This window comes from Nocardioides sp. QY071 (assembly GCF_029961765.1).
In the GTDB taxonomy this organism is placed as follows: domain Bacteria; phylum Actinomycetota; class Actinomycetes; order Propionibacteriales; family Nocardioidaceae; genus Nocardioides.
This window is the reverse complement of the sequence record NZ_CP124681.1, coordinates 1,955,212-1,972,575: the sequence shown is the minus strand read 5'-3', so window position 1 is coordinate 1,972,575 and position 17,364 is coordinate 1,955,212. Positions and strand designations below refer to the sequence as shown.

Below are 17,364 nucleotides of genomic sequence, written 5' to 3'. Positions count from 1 at the left end.
ATCAACGCTTATGGAGGTGCACCAGCTCCGCTACGCCGTGGCGGTCGCGGACGAGGGCTCGTTCACGGCCGCCGCCCAGGCCCTGCACGTCACCCAGTCCGGCGTCAGCGCCCAGGTCGCTCTGCTCGAGCGCGAGCTGGGCACCCGGCTCTTCGACCGCACACCCAAGGGCACCCGGGTGGCGCCCTCGGCCGCTCCGGTCCTCGACCAGATCCGGTACGTCGTCGCGGGGCTCGATCGCGTGCGGAGCACCGCGGACGAGGTCAACGGGCTGCTCAGCGGGACGGTCGCCGTCGGCGCGGTCGCCGGACTGAGCTGGCCGGCGTTCCTCGACGGGATCCAGTCGGTCCACGACGAGCACCCCGGCCTCGAGCTGTCCCTGCGCGAGGGTCGCTCCTTCGAGCTGCAGGCCGACGTCGCCGCGGGCCGTCTCGACCTGGCGCTGGTCTCCTGGCCGGACCAGCCGTTGGCCGGGCTCGCGTCCTGGGTGGCCCTCGACGAGCGCGTCATGGTCGTCGTCGATCCTCGGCACCCGTGGGCCGGACGCACCGAGGTCTCCCCCGCCGAGCTGCTCGACGAGCAGGTGATCTGCACCTCCGAAGGCACCGGCATGCGGCTCGCCTACGCGACGCTGATGCGGGCCGAGGGCCTGCCGGCGCCGGTGACCTGGGACGTCACCTTGCCGACCACGGCTCGCGCACTGGCCGCGCGCGGTCTCGGCGTCGCCGTCGTGACCAGCTCGTCGGCGGACGCGCCGAGCGAGCTGCACCACGTCCGCGTCACCTCGACACAGGCCGACTCGCACCTGGGCCTGGTCTGGCGCGCCGACCCGGCGCCGTCGGCCGCCGCCCGGGCGACCCTGGCTGCGCTACGCGCCCACCTGGGGCAGGGTTCGAGGACCGGTCAGTAGACCGAGACGTGCACGTGGTCGTAGTGGTTGGCGGTGGCCGAGCCGCGGTTCGGCATGCCCCGCCAGCCCTCGCCGGCCCGCTCCACCGACCAGATCTTCTGCGAGTAGATGATGTAGGAGACGCCGAGCGCCGCGTAGTTGGCCCGCACGAACTCGGCGACCTTCCAGCCCTCGGAGCCCGAGATCATGATGTCGACGGCACGGCCGGTCTCGTGGTCCCCGGAGATCGAGGCACCGCGGAACGTGCCGTAGACGCTGATGTCGGGGAAGTTGGCGCAGACCGCCTCGTGGATCTTCTCGATGCTGGGGCTGACACCGGGCGACACCGACGTGCCGTTGGTGCAGCGCCCGCCCAGCGTCGGCGGCTTCTCGTCGGTGAAGTAGCCAGCCGTGACCCAGCGGGACTTGCCGTCGAGCACGATCTCGGCGCGCTCGCCGTACGTCCGCCCGGTGACGAGGACCCTCTCGCCCTCGTCGATCTCACCGATCTCCTTGGCCCGCTTGTCGGGGCGCGTCCACAGGTTGAGGGACGTGGAGGTCCAGCTCTTCTTCGCCCCGGCGATCGCCTGGGCGGTCGCTGCGTCGGAGAGCAGCGCGTCGAGCTTGGTGCCGATCGCGTCGGCGGAGCGGTCCGTGCTGCGGGAGATGAGGGGCACCCGGGTGCCGGTGTCGCCCACGGAGCCCGCGGCGGCCTTCGAGCGGTCGACCGCCACGAGGTCGGCGTCGGGGGCCGAGGAGTTGAGGACGCCTCCCGTGACGACCGCAGTGGTCGCGAGGGCGGCGAGGGAGCCGGCCAGCAGGGCGGCTCGGGGTGTACGTCGCGCGGTTTCCCGCTTGTGGCTGGTGGCCACGCGCTGATCCTTTGCTGTTGCTTGCAGATGCATCCCGAGAACCCTGACCTGGGCCAGAGCATCGTGCTACTAGAGCACAACGATCAAGCCTTCAACCAATTGGTGAGACCGCACGCTGGGGTGAGTCGGCTCACCCCACGACTCACCCACCCGTGGTCTCGTCGACGTCCTCGAGCACGCCCACACCGCCACCGGAGAGGCCGTCGGTGTCATCGAGCCAGCCCTCCGGGAGCACGATCCTGGACCGCGGCGCGCCCTGCCGCCCGCGCGGGGCACCGAGCTCGGAGGCCGGGAACGGCTCAGCCGGGTCCAGCTCGGCGAGCAGCCGGCCCAGGGCTGCCAGCGAGTCGACCAGGCCCAGCGAGCGGCGCAGCTCGCCGCCGGCACGGAAGCCCTTGAGGTACCAGGTGACGTGCTTGCGGAACTCCTTGCAGCCGCGCTCCTCCCCCATGTGCTCGCACAGCAGCTCGGCATGCCGACGCATCATCGCGGCCACCTCGCCGAGGGTCGGCAGCGTCGTCTCCCCGACGCCGGCCCCGGAGAACGCGGCGGCTAGGTCGCGGAACAGCCAGGGCCGGCCCAGGCAGCCGCGGCCGACGACGACGCCCGCGGCGCCGGTCTCCTCGACCATGCGCAGCGCGTCGGCAGCCTCCCAGATGTCGCCGTTGCCGAGGACCGGGATGTCGACGGCCGCGACCAGCTCAGCGATGGCGTCCCAGTCGGCCTGCCCGGAGTAGGCCTGCGCCACGGTCCGCCCGTGCAGCGCGATCGCGGCGACGCCTGTCTCCTGCGCGATGCGGCCGGCGTCGAGGAAGGTCAGGTGGTCGTCGTCGAGGCCCTTGCGGGTCTTCATCGTGACCGGGACGTCGTAGGGCGCCGCGGCGGCGACCGCCTCCTCGAGGATCGCGCCCAACAGGTTGCGCTTCCACGGCAGGGCGCCACCGCCGCCCTTGCGGGTGACCTTGGGCACCGGGCAGCCGAAGTTGAGGTCGACGTGGGCGACGCCGTAGTCCTCGCACAGGATCCTGGTCGCCTGGCCGACGTAGGTCGGGTCGGTGCCGTAGAGCTGGACCGAGCGGACCGTCTCGAGCTCGTCGAAGACCAGCATCCGCTTGGTCGTCTCGTCGCCCTCGACCAGCCCGCGACTGGTGATCATCTCGCAGACGTACAGCCCGGCGCCGTGCTCGGCACACAGCCGGCGGTAGGCGGCGTTGGTGATGCCGGCCATCGGGGCGAGCACCACCGGCGTGGGCACCTCGAGCGGGCCCAGGCGCAGTCCGGTCACGAGGCCTTCTCGTCGCTCTCGGCCGACTTCTCGGCCTTCTTGCCCGGCTTCTTGACCTTGCTCAGCTCCCCGCTCCAGGTGACGGCGTCCAGGCCGCCGAACGGCGGGAAGGACACGTTCACGAGCTCGTGGGTCGGGGCGATGAAGTAGACCTGGCACAGCTCGACGCTCGCGCCGGCGGCGAACGGCGCCGGCAGCGGGTCGCCGGAGCAGACCGGCAGCTGGTCGGCGGTGTAGTAGTTGGGCGCCTCGAGGTTGGTGCCGTCGTCGGCCCACAGCACGTTGTCGAGCCGCAGCCCGCCGAGGTCGGTGTCGCCGACGTTGGTGACCCTGACCCGGACGAAGTACGGCGTGCGCGCGGCGGTGGCCGCGTCGACGTTCCAGCCCGGGAACGACTTCTGGAACGAGGTCCGCTCGATCCGCTCGACGGTCACCGCAAGCACCCCGACCTCGTCCTGGCGTCGCTGGAACGCCACGACGCCCTCCGTACCGAGTGCGAGCGACGTGCCCGGCTCGGTGAGGGTGACGTCGTCGGGCACGGGAAGGTAGTCGGCCGGCGCCGTGGTCGTGGCGCTCGCGGTGGGCTTCGCCTTCCTCGCATCCTTCGAGTCGTCCGATCCGCAGCCCGAGAGACCGGCGGCCACCGCGAGGGCGAGCGCCGGCACGGCGACGGACCGGAGGCTCAGCACCCGACGAGCCGCTCGGCGAAGTAGGACGTCAGCTTGGTCAGCGAGACCCGCTCCTGGGACATGGTGTCGCGGTCGCGGACGGTGACGGCCTGGTCCTCGAGGGTGTCGAAGTCGACGGTGACGCAGTACGGCGTACCGATCTCGTCCTGGCGGCGGTAGCGCTTGCCGATCGCGCCGGCGTCGTCGAAGTCGACGTTCCACAGGGCACGCAGCTCGGTGGCGACGGCCTTGGCCTTCGGGGTGAGGTCCTCGTTGCGGCTCAGCGGCAGCACCGCGGCCTTGACCGGGGCCAGGCGCGGGTCGAGCCGCAGCACGGTCCGCTTGTCGACGCCGCCCTTGGTGTTGGGGGCCTCGTCCTCGGCGTACGCGTCGACGAGGAAGGTCATCAGGCTGCGCGAGAGGCCCGCTGCGGGCTCGATGACGTAGGGGACGTAGCGGGTGTTGGAGGCCTGGTCGAAGTAGGACAGGTCCTTGCCCGACGCCTCGGCGTGGGTCGACAGGTCGAAGTCGGTGCGGTTGGCGATGCCCTCGAGCTCACCCCACTCGGAGCCGGCGAACCGGAAGCGGTACTCGATGTCGACGGTCCGCTTGGAGTAGTGGGAGAGCTTCTCCTTGGCGTGCTCGTAGTGGCGCAGGTTGTCGGGGTTGATGCCGAGGTCGGTGTACCACTGCGTGCGGGTGTCGATCCAGTACTGGTGCCACTCCTCGTCCTCACCCGGCTTGACGAAGAACTCCATCTCCATCTGCTCGAACTCGCGGGTGCGGAAGATGAAGTTGCCCGGCGTGATCTCGTTGCGGAAGCTCTTGCCGATCTGCGCGATGCCGAACGGGGGCTTCATCCGCTGCGAGGTCACCACGTTGGCGAAGTTGAGGAAGATGCCCTGCGCGGTCTCGGGGCGCAGGTAGTGCAGGCCCGACTCGTCCTCGATGACGCCGAGGTAGGTCTTGAGCAGGCCGGAGAACTGGCGCGGCTCGGTCCAGGCGCCGCGGCTGCCGCAGTTGGGGCACGCGATGTCCGACATCGGGACCGTGTCGGGGTCCTCGATCCCCTTCTTCTCGGCGTACGCCTCCTGCAGGTGGTCGGCGCGGAACCGCTTGTGGCACGACTGGCACTCGGTCAGCGGGTCGGTGAACGTCGCGACGTGGCCGGACGCCTCCCAGGTCTGCCGCGGCAGGATCACGCTGGAGTCGAGGCCGACGACGTCGTCGCGGCTCTGCACCATCGAGCGCCACCACTGGCGCTTGATGTTCTCCTTGAGCTCCACGCCCAGCGGGCCGTAGTCCCAGGCCGAGCGGGTGCCGCCGTAGATCTCGCCACAGGGGTAGACGAAGCCTCGGCGCTTCGCGAGGGAGACGACCTGGTCGACGGTGGACGGGGGCGGCTTGGCCACGGTGGATTCCTTGCGTGGGACGAGCCCGGCTGGCTGCCGAGCGGGTTTGTGATGGTGTCGCGGAGCGAGTGCCTAGGTTACGCGAGGCTCCACCACATTGAGGACTCCGCCGGGCTCCACGACCTCGTAGGCACCGGGCTCGTCGACGGCCCGGCTGAGCACGGGGACGCCGTGCAGCTTGAGGTCGTACGTCGACAGCGCGCGCCGGTAGGCGCCGACGTTGGCCCAGCGTGTGGTGAGGGTCCACAGGTCCGGGTCGTCGAGGTTGCGGCCGACCCAGCCCTCGACGTACCCGGTCTGGGCGGCGAGGAGCCCGTGGACGAGCTCGAGCTCGGCCCGGAGTCCGGCCGGGTCCTGGCCTGCGCGGAAGCGGTTCACGACGAGCACGGCCGCACTCTACGCACGCGAGCGCCGGCGTCGGCTTGACCGACAGCCGCCAGCGGTTGAGAATGATTCTCATGCGCTTGTCTTCCGGCCTCGTCGCCCTGTCCTCGCTCGCCCTGCTCGCCTCCGGCTGCTCCGCCTTCAGTGACGACACGAAGGGCGACGACGGCAAGGTGAGCGTGGCGGCCGCCTTCTACCCGCTGGCGTACGTCGCCGAGCGGGTCACCGAGGGCACCGGCGCACGGGTGGACCTGCTCACCCAGCCCGGTACCGAGCCGCACGACCTCGAGCTGACCATCAAGGAGACCGCGGACCTGGCCGACGCCGACCTGGTCGTCTACGAGTCGGGCTTCCAGCCCGCCGTCGACGACGCGGTCGAGCAGAACGCCACCGGCGCAACGGTCGACGCGACGAAGGTCGTCGACCCGCTGCCGTTCGAGGAGCACGCCGACGAGGAGGAGCACGACCACGACCACGGCGACCTCGACCCGCACTTCTGGCAGGACCCGCTGCGGGTCGCCGACCTCGCCGACGCGGTCGCCGACGAGCTCGCGGGCGTCGACGCGGACCACGCCGACGCCTACCGCGAGAACGCGGCGGCGCTGCGGGCCGACCTGACCACGCTCGACGAGTCCTATGCCGCTGGTCTGGCCGACTGCGATCGTGACACCATCGTGGTGTCCCACGACGCGTTCGGCTACCTGGAGAAGTACGGCCTCCACGTCGCCTCGATCGTGGGCCTCTCCCCCGACGCCGAGCCGACCGGTGCGGTGCTCGGGGAGCTGCAGGACCTCATCAAGACGGAAGGCATCACCACGGTGTTCAGCGAGCCGCTCAAGCCGGCGCTCGGCGCGAGCTTCGCCGACGACCTCGGCCTGACCAACGGAGTGCTCGACCCGGTGGAGGGCCTCACCGACGCCACCGCCGACGAGGACTACCTGTCGCTGATGAAGACCAACCTCGCCACCCTGCGCTCCGCGAACGGCTGTCGATGAACGCAGTGCCCGCTGTCGAGGTCCGTGACGCCAGCGTCGCCCTGGGCGGACGCCCGGTGCTGCGCGGCATCGACGTGGCCGTCGTACCTGGTGACTTCGTGGCCCTGATGGGCGCCAACGGCTCCGGGAAGTCCACGCTGGTGCGGGCGATGGTCGGACTGCGGCCGCTGATCGGCGGCGAGGTGCGGCTGTTCGGCACCCCGCTCGAGGAGTACGACGCGTGGAGCCGGATCGGCTACGTCCCCCAGCGCGCCACCGCCGGCTCCGGCATCCCGGCCTCCGTGTGGGAGGTGGTCGCCGCCGGCCGGCTGACCCGGCGCCGCCTGCTGCGCCCGCTGTCGAAGGCGGACCGCGCGGCCATCGACGACGCGCTCGAGGTGGTCGGGCTCGCCGACCGCCGCCGCGACGCCGTCACCAACCTGTCCGGCGGCCAGCAGCAGCGGGTGCTCATCGCCCGTGCGCTGGCCGGCGAGCCGGAGCTGTTCTTCCTCGACGAGCCGACCGCGGGCGTCGACCTGCCCAACCAGCAGGTGCTCGCCGACACCCTGCGCCGGCTCAAGGAGCGCGGCGCGACCATCGTTCTCGTCGCCCACGAGCTCGGCCCGCTGGCCCCCCTCGTCGACCGGGCCGTCGTGCTCCGCGACGGCCGCGTGGCCTACGACGGCGCCGCGCTGCGCGACCACGAGGTGCACCAGCCGTGGTTCGCCGAGCCCCACACGCACCACCACCATCACGACCCCGTCCCCCATCCGTCGACGCCGCTGGGGACCGAGCCGCACCTGCCGGGAGACCGCCTGTGAGCGCCCTCGAGCTGTTCAGCCAGCCGTTCATGCAGCGCGCGCTCATCGCCGCGCTGCTCACCGGCCTGGCCGCGCCGGCGATCGGCACCTTCCTGGTCCAGCGCCGGCTCGCGCTGATGGGCGACGGGATCGGGCACGTCGCCGTCACCGGCGTCGCGATCGGTCTCGCTACGGGCGCGTCCCCGCTGTGGACGGCGGTCCTGGTCGCGGTCCTCGGCGCGGTGCTGATCGAGGTGATCCGCGAGCGCGGCCAGACCAACGGCGACGTCGCGCTGGCGCTGCTGTTCTACGGCGGCCTGGCCGGCGGCGTGTTCGTCAGCGGACTGGCCGGGCAGAGTGCCGCTGCGCTCAACCGCTTCCTCTTCGGCTCGCTGACCACCATCTCCTCGGGAGACGTGCTGATCACCATGGTGCTCGCGATCGCGGTCGTCGGGCTGTGCGTCGGGCTCGCTCCGCAGCTGTTCGCGGTCGCCCAGGACCAGGAGTTCGCCCGGGTCGCCGGGCTGCGGGTGCGCGTCTACAACGTGCTCGTCGCCGTGCTGGCCGCCGTGTCGGTCACCGTCGCCATGCGCACCGTCGGCCTGCTCCTCGTGTCCGCCCTGATGGTCGTCCCCGTCGCCACCGCCCAGCAGCTCACCCGCTCCTTCCGCACCACCATCGGCGCCGCCATGGTCCTCGGCACCCTCGCCTCGGTCGGCGGGCTGGTCGCGGCCACCTTCGCGTCGTACCAGGCGACCGTCGCGCCCGGCCCGACGATCGTGCTGCTCGCCCTCGCCTGCTACGCCGTCGCCTGGCCGATCGGCATCTGGCAGCGTCACCGTGCCCGCCTGCGCGAGCCGTTCGCGGCCGGCCAGGCCGCGCCGTCACACGAGGCGTGCGGCGAGCACCCGCATGCCCACGGGCCGGGGTGCGGGCACCTCGCCGTACCCCACGACGACCACGTCGACTACGTGCACGACGGGCACCGGCATGCCGTGCACGGCGGGCACTACGACGAGCACTGACCCGCGCGCTGGGTCCCTCAAGTCGTTCGATCGAACGGTTCGAGGGAGTTTGCGAGCCAGAACTCCCCCGGACCGTTCGATCGAACGGTTCGGGGGGCGCACCAGTCCCGATCAGACGGCCGGGTTCGGCTCCGCGCCGCCGTAGCGCCGGTCCCGGCGGGCGTACTCGTCGATGGCGGCCCACAGGTGACGGCGGTCGACGTCGGGCCAGAGCACGTCGGAGAAGACGAACTCGGAGTAGGCGGCCTGGTAGAGCATGAAGTTCGAGAGCCGCTGCTCGCCGGAGGTGCGCCAGATCAGGTCGGCGTCGGGGAGCTCGGGAACGTAGAGGTAGCGGCCGAGCGTCTTCTCGTCGACCTTGTCGGGGTTGATCCGCCCCGCGGCCACGTCCCGGGCGAGCCCGCGCGCGGCGTCGCCGAGCTCGGAGCGGCCGCCGTAGTTGACGCACATGGTCAGCGTGAGGACGTCGTTGTGCTTGGTCATCTCCTCGGCGACCTGGAGCTCGGTGATGACCGACTTCCACAGCCGCGGTGCGCGACCGGCCCACCGGACCCGGACCCCGAGCTCGTGCATCTCGTCGCGACGGCGGCGGATCACGTCGCGGTTGAAGCCCATGAGGAACTTGACCTCCTCGGGGCTGCGCGACCAGTTCTCGGTGGAGAAGGCGTACGCCGAGATCGCCTTCACGCCGATCTCGATCGCGCCCTCGACCACGTCGAACAGGCTCGACTCCCCCTCCTCGTGGCCCTTCGTGCGTGGCAACCCGCGCTCCTTGGCCCAGCGGCCGTTGCCGTCCATCACGACCGCGACGTGGTGCGGGACCAGCTCGGCGGGTACGGCGGGCGGCCGGGCACCCGAGGGGTGCGGCGTGGGCGGGCGGACCGGGCCCCGGGTGGCGGCAGCGGCCGCGGCGGCGCGGGTACGACGGGTGGAGCGGGTCACGGGGAGCAGTCTGTCAGCGCTCGACGTACGCCAGCGACCGGAGGCCCCGCTCCAGCTGCCACTGCACGAACGCGGCGACCAGGCCGCTGGCCTCACGGACGTGGCGCGGGTCGGCCGCCTCGATGACCGACCAGTCGCCGGAGAGCAGGCCGCCGAGCAGGGTGAGAGTCTCGGCGGCGGGCGTGGCGGAGCCGGGGATCCGGCACGTCGAGCAGAGCACGCCGCCCATCGACGGGTTGAACCAGCGGTGATGGCCGAGCTCGCCGGTCGCGGTCACGGGCGGTCGACCGCAGTGGGCGCAGTCGACGAAGGCCGGGGCGTAGCCGGCGATGGCGAGCGCGCGCAGCAGGTAGGAGTCGAGGACGTGGCACTGGTTGCGGGTGCCTGCCGCCATCGCGTTGAGCCCGCCGAGCAGCAGCGTGAACTGCTGGCGCGCGGGCTCGCGCTCCTCGACCACCAGCCGCTCGGCGGTCTCCAGCATCGCGGTGCCGGCGGTGTAGCGGTCGTAGTCGGCGCCCAGCGGGGCGGCGTACGCGGCCCGGGTCTCGGCCTGGGTGATCGTGTCGAGGTTGCGCCCCTCGGCGAGCTGCAGGTCGACGTGGGTGAACGGCTCGAGGCGCGAGCCCCACCGCGACGTCGTACGGCGCACGCCCTTGGCGACCGCACGGACCACGCCGTGCTCGCGGGTCAGCAGCGTGACGATGCGGTCCGCCTCACCCAGCTTGCGGGTGCGCAGGACGATCGCCTCGTCGCGGTAGAGCGGCACCCCACCATTGTGCGGCCTCGGGCGTGACGAAGCGCGTCGCCACCCCGCGGACGGTGATTCACGTTCCCCTCACCTGGGGCCGGGTCCCGGCCGCATGGTCGCGAAGGACCACCTCGCCTCGTCCGGCCGCGGGTGTGCCGACCCCTCGACGGCCAGCCATGCTCGAGGACTCCGGCACGAAAGGACCTCTCCACCATGCGTACTCGCCGAGCCATCGCGACCGCCGCTGCGGTCTCCGCGCTCCTCCTCGCCCCGTCCCTCGCGAGCACGGCGGCTGCCGGGCCCCCGGCCGACACCCCTCCCGCGCACGCCGGCGGGCATTCCGGCGGGCATTCCAGCGACAAGGGCGGCGCCGGGAAGTCACCCGGCTCGGGCAAGAACGCCGGAGCCACCGCCAAGGCCGTGGCCAAGCAGATCAGGGCCGTCGACCGCATGCTGGCCAAGGTCGCCGACGCGCCACGACTCCTCGCGCTGCCCGAGGACCAGCGGGCCACGCTGCTGGCCTCCGTCCAGGCCGACCGCGACGCCCTCACGAGCCTCGGCGAGGCGGTCGCGACCGGCACCACGACCGGCAAGCAGGCGCGCAAGAGCCTGCGTGGCTACAGTCCGGAGAACTACCGCAAGGCGGTCAACATCCTGCGCGACGCGGCCGACCTCGCTGACGTCAGCGACGGTGACAGCGCGGTGGCGGATCTCATCGACCATGCGGTGACGGCCGCACTCTCCGTCACCGCGACCAGCCCGCGCGGCCTCGTCAAGCAGGCACGCAAGGATCTCGCGACCGCGTGGGACCTGGACGACGAGGGCACCGACGACGCCCCGGACGGGACCGACGAGGACGAGGACTGACGAGGACTGACGAGGACTGACCGCCTCCACCTCTCCGGACACCCGCCGCCGATCAGGACGATCGCGTACGACGCCCGCGCCGCGTCGGCCGCGCGCACTCGAGCACGAACCGGGTGACCACCAGGTCCAGTCGCTCGGGGCGTCGCCGCCACTCGAACGGCGTCTCGGCCCGCTCCAGGACCGCGCCGGCGATCTCGCCGACGAGCGTCTCGGCGTCGCCGACCGGGTGGAACGGGTCGGCGGTGCGGGCCAGGACCAGCGTCGGCACGGTCAACGCGGCCCGCTCGTCCGAGGAGGGCGCGATCCGGCCGAAGAGCACGCCGCGGACCACGGCGGCGACCGGGCCGGGGCGGGCGTCGAGGGTCTCGAGCGCCAGCCGCACCCATTCGGGAGCGAGGCGACGCGGGAGCGGTCGGGTGACCAGGCGCAGCGCGGTGAGCGCGAAGGGCGCGAACCGGGCGGTCGCCAGCACCGGGGTGAGCACGGAGAGCTGGGCACCGAGGGCGTTCTCGAGGACCGGCCCGTCGAGCAGCAGGCCGGTCACCCGCTCGGGGGCGCGGACCGCGACCTCGAGCGCGACGTCGGCGCCGATCGAGCTGCCGCCGACCACGGCCCGCGCGGCGCCGACGTGGTCGAGCAGCGCGACGACCTGGTCGGCGAACGCGCTCACCGAGTAGGACAGCGGGTCGGCGGGCTTGTCGGAGCGGCCGTGGCCGAGCGGGTCCAGGACGAGCACGTGCAGCCCGCTGGAGGCGAGCATCCGTGCGGAGCGGTCGTGGACCCGCCGCGGCACCAGCAGCGGCGGGACCAGGACGACCCAGGCGTCCCCGGCGCCGTACTCGGTGAACTCGAGACGGTCGCGGCCGCGCCGACCCTCGACGAAGACCTGTCCGACCTGCTCGGAGGCCAGCGCGGGTTTCGAGGCTCGCTGCGCTCGCACCTCAACCACCGAGTTTCCGCCGTCAGCCGATCGGCTCGACGGGAGCGGCCGGGATGGTGGTCGTCCGCGCCCGGTTGGCGGCGCAGACCACCGCACGGAGCGAGGCCGTGACGATGTTGTGGTGGATCCCGATGCCCCAGACGATCTCGCCGGCGATCTCGCACTCGACGTACGCCGCCGCGAGGGCGTCGCCACCCGAGGAGAGCGCGTGCTCGGCGTAGTCGAGGACCCGGATGTCGGCGCCCGCCTGGCGCATGCCGTCGACGAACGCGGCGACCGGGCCGTTGCCCATGCCGGTGAAGGTCTGCTCCTCGCCGCGCACGGCGAGGCGGACCTCCTGGCGGTCGTCACCGTCCTCGCTGGTCGAGGAGGAGAACGAGACCAGGTCGTAGGGCGTCTCGCGGTCGAGGTACTCCTTGCGGAAGATCGTCCAGATGTCCTCCGGCGTCACCTCGCCGCCCTGGGCGTCGGTGTGCTGCTGGATGACGCGGCTGAACTCGATCTGCGCGCGGCGCGGCAGGTCCAGGCTGTGCTCGGCCTTGAGGACGTACGCGACACCGCCCTTGCCCGACTGGCTGTTGACCCGGATGACCGCCTCGTAGGTGCGGCCGACGTCCTTCGGGTCGATCGGCAGGTACGGCGCCTCCCACGGGATCTCGCCGACCGGCTTGCCCTGCTCGGCGGCGATCCGGTCGAGGTCCTCCAGGCCCTTCTTGATGGCGTCCTGGTGGGAGCCGGAGAAGGCGGTGTAGACGAGGTCGCCGGCCCACGGGTGGCGCGGGTGGACGGGCAGCTGCGTGCAGTACTCGACCGTGCGGCGGATCTCGTCGATCCCTCCGTTGCTCGCGAAGTCGACCTGCGGGTCGATGCCCTGGCTGAACAGGTTCATGCCGAGGGTCACCAGGTCGACGTTGCCGGTGCGCTCGCCGTGTCCGAACAGGCAGCCCTCGACCCGGTCGGCGCCGGCCATCAGTGCCAGCTCGGTGGCCGCGACCGCCGTACCGCGGTCGTTGTGGGGGTGCAGGCTGATGACCGAGTGCTCGCGCCGGGTCAGGTTGCGCCCGAAGTACTCGATCTGGTCGGCGTAGGTGTTGGGCGTCGACATCTCGACGGTCGCCGGCAGGTTGAGGATGATCTCGCGGCCGGCCTCGGGCTGCCAGACGTCGGAGACCCGCTCGCAGACCTCGAGCGCGAAGTCGGTCGGCGTCTGGGTGAAGATCTCGGGGCTGTACTGGTACCCGAAGTCGGTGCCCTCGAGCAGCTGGTCGGCGTACTTCATGACCCACTCGGTGCCGCGCGTCGCGATCGCGATGCACTCGGCCTCGGTGACGTGGAAGACGACGCGCTGGAACAGCGGCGCGGTGGCGTTGTAGAGGTGGACGGTCGCCTTGTCGGCGCCCTTGAGCGACTCGACGGTGCGCGCGATCAGGTCCTCGCGGGCCTGGGTCAGCACCGAGACGCGTACGTCGTCGGGGATCCGGTCCTCCTCGACGAGCTGGCGCACGAAGTCGAAGTCGGTCTGGCTCGCGGCCGGGAAGCCGACCTCGATCTCCTTGTAGCCCATCTGGACCAAGAGCTCGAACATCTTCATCTTGCGCGAGGGGCTCATCGGGTCGATGAGCGCCTGGTTGCCGTCACGCAGGTCGGTGGACAGCCACCGCGGCGCACGGGTGATCTTCTGGTCCGGCCAGGTGCGGTCCGGCACGGTGACGGGCTCGAAGGCGGTGTAGCGGTGGTACGGCATCCCGCTCGGCTGCTGCGACGGGATGGTGACGCTCGGCTTGGTCATGACTTCCTCGGCTGGGTCGTGGTTCTGAGATGGGCGCCGGGCGCGCGACTCACTCCGCAGCGAGGGGGTCCGGCTGAGTCAGACCTCGCTGCGGCCGCTAAGAAGGAGCGCTCGCGTCATGATGGAAGTCAGCGTAGCAGCACCCGGTGTCGGGGGCAGGGGCCCGGGTACCGCGGGGACCCGCTACCCCCAGGAGCCCCCCATGGACCCGAAGCAGGCCCCCCTCCCCGGTGCGCCGAGCGCCGTCCCGCCCAGCCTCGCCGAGCCGACGGAGCCCGTCGAGCCGCTGCCGCCGAAGCCGGATCAGGCCACGCCCGACACCCGGACGCCGACCGGCGCCCCTGCGAGTGACGATCCCCGCTCGGCGGGCCAGCAGGGTCGCTGGCTGACCACGTCGACCGGGACCCGGCTGGGCGACACCGACCACTCGCTCAAGGCGGGCGAGCGCGGGCCGACCCTGCTGCAGGACCACCACCTGCGCGAGAAGATCACCCACTTCGACCACGAGCGGATCCCGGAGCGGGTCGTGCACGCCCGCGGGGCCGGAGCGCACGGCTACTTCGAGGGCTACGGCACGGCGGCCTCCGTCACCTTCGCCGGACTGTTCGCCGAGGGGAAGCGGACGCCCGTGTTCGTGCGCTTCTCCACCGTCCTCGGCTCCCGCGGCTCGGCCGACACGGTCCGCGACACCCGCGGGTTCGCAACGAAGTTCTACACCGACGAGGGTGTCTGGGACCTGGTCGGCAACAACATGCCCGTCTTCTTCATCCAGGACGGGATCAAGTTCCCCGACATCATCCACGCCGGCAAGCCGCACCCGGACCGCGAGATCCCGCAGGCGCAGAGCGCCCACGACACCTTCTGGGACTTCGTCTCCCTGCACACCGAGGCCCAGCACCACGCGCTGTGGAACATGTCCGACCGCGGGATCCCCCGCTCGTTGCGGATGATGGAGGGCTTCGGCGTCCACACCTTCCGGCTCACGAACGAGGCCGGTGAGACCTCGCTGGTGAAATTCCACTGGAAGCCCCGGCTCGGCATCCACTCGCTGACCTGGGAGGAGGCCCAGCTGATCGGCGGCCTCGACCCTGACTTCCACCGCCGCGACCTCGCCGACGCCATCGAGGCGGACGCCCACCCCGAGTGGGAGCTCGGCATCCAGGTCTTCGAGGACACCGACGACCAGCTGTTCCTGGGCATCGACCTCCTCGACCCGACCAAGCTGGTGCCCGAGGAGCTCGCCCCCGTCCAGCCGATCGGCCGGATGGTGCTCGACCGCAACCCCACCAACTACTTCGCCGAGACCGAGCAGGTCGCCTTCCACGTCGGGCATCTCGTGCCCGGCATCGACGTCACCGACGACCCGCTGATCCAGGCCCGGCTGTTCTCGTACGTCGACACGCAGCTCACCCGGCTCGGCGGCCCGAACTTCAACCAGATCCCGGTCAACCGGACCCATGCGCCCGTCAACGACATGCTCCGCGACGGCTTCCACCAGCATGCGGTGCACGCCGGCGTGGCGCCGTACCACCCCAACTCCCTCGACGGTGGCTGTCCCTTCATGGCCGGCGCCGACCTGTCGGACGAGCAGACCCGCGCCTTCGTCGACGCGGCCCGCAACGTGGCGGGGTCGAAGGTCCGGGCCCAGCCCGCGACATTCGACGACCACTTCACCCAGCCCCGGCTGTTCTGGGCGAGCATGAGCCCGGTCGAGCAGGAGCACATCATCCGGTCGTACTCCTTCGAGCTCGGCAAGTGCTACGAGCAGGCGATCAAGGAGCGCCAGCTCCAGGCCCTGGCACAGATCGACCCCCGACTCTGCTCCGAGGTCGCCACGGCGCTCGGCCTGCCCGCACCCGAGCCCTCCGACACGCTCCCCGACGTGACGCCGAGCCATGCCCTGTCCCAGCTGGCCGGCGGGCCGTGGCCGGGCGACGGTCGTGTCGTCGGGATCGTGGTCGACCCCGACGGCGACCTCGCGGACGTCGCCGAGGTGCGCTCCACCGTCCGGTCCAGCGGCATGGTCCCGCTGGTCATCGCACCGCACGGCGGCACGGTCGGCGACCTCGATGTGCAGCGGACCTTCGCGACGGTGCGCTCGGTCGAGCTCGACGCGGTGCTCCTTGCCGGATCGCCCGTGGCCGCGCGCGACGCCCTGCCCGTGCGCGACGCCAAGGCCGGCGCCGCCCGCACCACGACACTCGACCCGCGGGTGGTGCTGCTGCTGGAGGAGGCCTACCGGCACGCGAAGGTCATCGGCGCCTGGGGCGAGGGCGTCCGCGCGCTCGCCGTCGCGGGCATCCCCGAGGACGTCCCCGGCGTCGTCACGGGAAGCGCGGGCATCGGCGTGCTGGACGAGGTCCTCGCCCTGTCCGGCATGCACCGGGCCTGGGATCGCTTCGTCACGTCGGGTCTAGCCTGAGCGGGTGCCTCGGCTCCTCATCGTCCACCACTCCCCCAGCCGCTCGATGCAGTCCCTCCTCGAGCAGGTGGTGTCGGGGGCCCATGACGAGGACGTCCAGGCCGGCACGCCCGTCGAGGTCGTCGTCCGGCCGGCGCTCGAGGCGAGCGCCGACGACGTCCTGGCCGCCGACGGCTACGTCCTGGGCACCACGGCCAACTTCGGCTACATGAGCGGCGCGCTCAAGCACTTCTTCGACTCCACCTTCCTCGCCGTCGGCGGGGCGCTCGACCCGAGCGGCGCGCCCGCGGTCTCGACAGGCTCGACCACCTCGGGGAGGGAGACGACCGGGCGTCCGTACGGGCTGTGGCTGCACGGACGCTACGACCTGACCGGCGCCGAGCGGTCGGTGCACTCGATCGTGGGCGCGCTCGGCTGGCGTCAGGGGTACGACGTCCTCGGCGTCCTCGGCGAGGTCGACGACGCCGCGTTGGATGCGGCCTATGCGCTGGGCGCTACGATCACGGCACTCCTGACCGACTGACCACCGAGGGGCTGACCGCGTGCTGCACCGAGCCGTCGTGCTGATCGCGCTCGCCCTGCTGGCACCCGTGCTCGCGGCGTGCGGCACCCAGAACCAGGGCAGCAACACCGACGACGACCTGGTCGACTCCCTCGAGGTCCCCGAGAGCGGCGTGTGCCGCTCCCTGACGCCCGAGGACGTCGCCCACCCGGCGAACGCGACCCGGACCGTCCCGTGCTCGAAGGAGCACACGGCCGAGACCTTCGCGACCGGTGAGCTGCCCTCCGAGTTCGACGACGCCGACTACGACGACAAGGACCTCGGCCGGTTCGCCTACAAGACCTGCTCGACCGCCTTCGCGACGTTCGTCGCGGCCGACGAGAGCCTGGTGCTGCGCACGACCCTGAGCTGGGCCTGGTTCCGGCCCTCGGAGAAGGCGTGGGGCAAGGGCGCGCGCTGGTATCGCTGCGACGTGCTCGGCGGGAGCGCGGCGAGCACGTCGTACCGCCCCCTTCCGGAGACCGCGAAGGGGATGCTCGCCGGGCGCCCGCCGGACGTGTGGCTCAGCTGCGCGCGCGGCCCGTCGGTCGGCGAGGGCGAGAAGGTGCCGTGCTCGCAGAAGCACGACTGGCGTGCGGTGACGACCGTGAAGCTCGGGCAGCCGGAGGACGCGTACCCCGGCGACCGCGTGATGGAGAGCCGCACCCGGTCCTTCTGCTCCAACTCGGTCAAGGCATGGCTGAACTACCCCTCCGAGTTCGAGTACGGGTTCACGTTCTTCCACAAGGCCGAGTGGGACGCCGGGATCCGGCGCTCGGTGTGCTGGGCGAGGACGAGCGAGTGAG

At 71.9% G+C, this 17,364-nt stretch carries 17 protein-coding genes; 8 read left to right on the top strand and 9 right to left on the bottom strand.

What is annotated here, in order from left to right; translation table 11 throughout:
* Window positions 1–16: 16 nt before the first annotated feature.
* Complete coding sequence (locus tag QI633_RS09460) at window positions 17–910, top strand: LysR family transcriptional regulator (RefSeq protein ID WP_282428791.1); 894 nt, start codon at window positions 17–19, stop codon at window positions 908–910.
* Here the strand turns inward: QI633_RS09460 and QI633_RS09455 are convergent.
* The 5 genes from QI633_RS09455 to QI633_RS09435 form a co-directional block, all read right to left on the bottom strand.
* Entirely contained in the window at window positions 904–1,761 is an 858-nt protein-coding gene (locus QI633_RS09455; RefSeq protein WP_141799391.1) for a hypothetical protein, read from the bottom strand. The genes QI633_RS09460 and QI633_RS09455 overlap by 7 nt on opposite strands.
* Window positions 1,762–1,903: 142 nt before the next feature.
* A complete protein-coding gene (dusB, locus tag QI633_RS09450; RefSeq protein ID WP_282428790.1) occupies window positions 1,904–3,046 on the bottom strand; it encodes a tRNA dihydrouridine synthase DusB in 1,143 nt (380 codons plus the stop codon).
* Window positions 3,043–3,735, bottom strand: a complete 693-nt coding sequence (locus QI633_RS09445; protein ID WP_282428789.1) for a hypothetical protein — start codon at window positions 3,733–3,735, stop codon at window positions 3,043–3,045. Before QI633_RS09445 ends, dusB begins: the two co-directional genes overlap by 4 nt.
* Window positions 3,729–5,126: a glycine--tRNA ligase gene (locus tag QI633_RS09440; protein ID WP_141799394.1), complete on the bottom strand. Its 1,398-nt coding sequence runs from the start codon at window positions 5,124–5,126 to the stop codon at window positions 3,729–3,731. The genes QI633_RS09445 and QI633_RS09440 overlap by 7 nt, the downstream gene beginning before the upstream one ends.
* 72 nt (window positions 5,127–5,198) lie before the next feature.
* Window positions 5,199–5,513: an antibiotic biosynthesis monooxygenase gene (locus QI633_RS09435; RefSeq protein WP_141799395.1), complete on the bottom strand. Its 315-nt coding sequence runs from the start codon at window positions 5,511–5,513 to the stop codon at window positions 5,199–5,201.
* 71 nt (window positions 5,514–5,584) lie between these two features.
* Between QI633_RS09435 and QI633_RS09430 the strand changes: the two genes are divergently transcribed.
* Genes QI633_RS09430 through QI633_RS09420 form a run of 3 tightly spaced genes read left to right on the top strand, consistent with a single transcriptional unit; the run spans window position 5,585 to window position 8,309 of the window.
* Complete coding sequence (locus QI633_RS09430) at window positions 5,585–6,505, top strand: metal ABC transporter substrate-binding protein (protein WP_282428788.1); 921 nt, start codon at window positions 5,585–5,587, stop codon at window positions 6,503–6,505.
* Window positions 6,502–7,305 (top strand): ABC transporter ATP-binding protein, encoded by an 804-nt coding sequence (locus tag QI633_RS09425; protein ID WP_282428787.1) that lies wholly within the window; start codon window positions 6,502–6,504, stop codon window positions 7,303–7,305. Before QI633_RS09430 ends, QI633_RS09425 begins: the two co-directional genes overlap by 4 nt.
* A complete protein-coding gene (locus QI633_RS09420; RefSeq protein ID WP_260806077.1) occupies window positions 7,302–8,309 on the top strand; it encodes a metal ABC transporter permease in 1,008 nt (335 codons plus the stop codon). The genes QI633_RS09425 and QI633_RS09420 overlap by 4 nt, the downstream gene beginning before the upstream one ends.
* Before the next feature lie 111 nt (window positions 8,310–8,420).
* On the opposite strand, the gene QI633_RS09415 is transcribed toward QI633_RS09420, so the two are convergent.
* Together QI633_RS09415 and recO are read right to left on the bottom strand one after the other, a co-directional pair.
* Window positions 8,421–9,251 carry an isoprenyl transferase gene (locus QI633_RS09415; RefSeq protein ID WP_141799398.1) on the bottom strand — a complete coding sequence of 277 codons (831 nt, stop codon included), beginning with the start codon at window positions 9,249–9,251 and terminating at the stop codon, window positions 8,421–8,423.
* A 13-nt stretch (window positions 9,252–9,264) separates the two neighbouring features.
* The gene (recO, locus tag QI633_RS09410; protein WP_141799399.1) at window positions 9,265–10,017 is read right to left on the bottom strand and encodes a DNA repair protein RecO; all 753 of its coding nucleotides are present in this window, start codon (window positions 10,015–10,017) and stop codon (window positions 9,265–9,267) included.
* Between the two features lie 195 nt (window positions 10,018–10,212).
* Here recO and QI633_RS09405 point away from each other — a divergent pair, with 195 nt between their 5' ends.
* Entirely contained in the window at window positions 10,213–10,866 is a 654-nt protein-coding gene (locus QI633_RS09405) for a hypothetical protein (protein ID WP_282428786.1), read from the top strand.
* 52 nt (window positions 10,867–10,918) lie between these two features.
* Here QI633_RS09405 and QI633_RS09400 read toward each other — a convergent pair whose 3' ends face one another.
* Complete coding sequence (locus tag QI633_RS09400; protein WP_160158283.1) at window positions 10,919–11,806, bottom strand: alpha/beta fold hydrolase; 888 nt, start codon at window positions 11,804–11,806, stop codon at window positions 10,919–10,921.
* 22 nt (window positions 11,807–11,828) lie between these two features.
* Window positions 11,829–13,595, bottom strand: coding sequence for a 2-isopropylmalate synthase (gene leuA / locus QI633_RS09395; protein ID WP_282428785.1), 1,767 nt, complete (start codon window positions 13,593–13,595; stop codon window positions 11,829–11,831).
* A gap of 202 nt (window positions 13,596–13,797) precedes the next feature.
* On the opposite strand from leuA, the gene QI633_RS09390 reads away from it, so the two are divergent.
* The 3 genes from QI633_RS09390 to QI633_RS09380 are packed head-to-tail and all read left to right on the top strand — an operon-like array spanning window position 13,798 to window position 17,363.
* Window positions 13,798–16,017: a catalase gene (locus QI633_RS09390; RefSeq protein ID WP_282428784.1), complete on the top strand. Its 2,220-nt coding sequence runs from the start codon at window positions 13,798–13,800 to the stop codon at window positions 16,015–16,017.
* Between the two features lie 4 nt (window positions 16,018–16,021).
* Complete coding sequence (locus tag QI633_RS09385) at window positions 16,022–16,540, top strand: flavodoxin family protein (RefSeq protein ID WP_282428783.1); 519 nt, start codon at window positions 16,022–16,024, stop codon at window positions 16,538–16,540.
* Between the two features lie 19 nt (window positions 16,541–16,559).
* Window positions 16,560–17,363, top strand: a complete 804-nt coding sequence (locus QI633_RS09380) for a septum formation family protein (protein WP_141799405.1) — start codon at window positions 16,560–16,562, stop codon at window positions 17,361–17,363.
* Window position 17,364 lies beyond the last annotated feature (1 nt).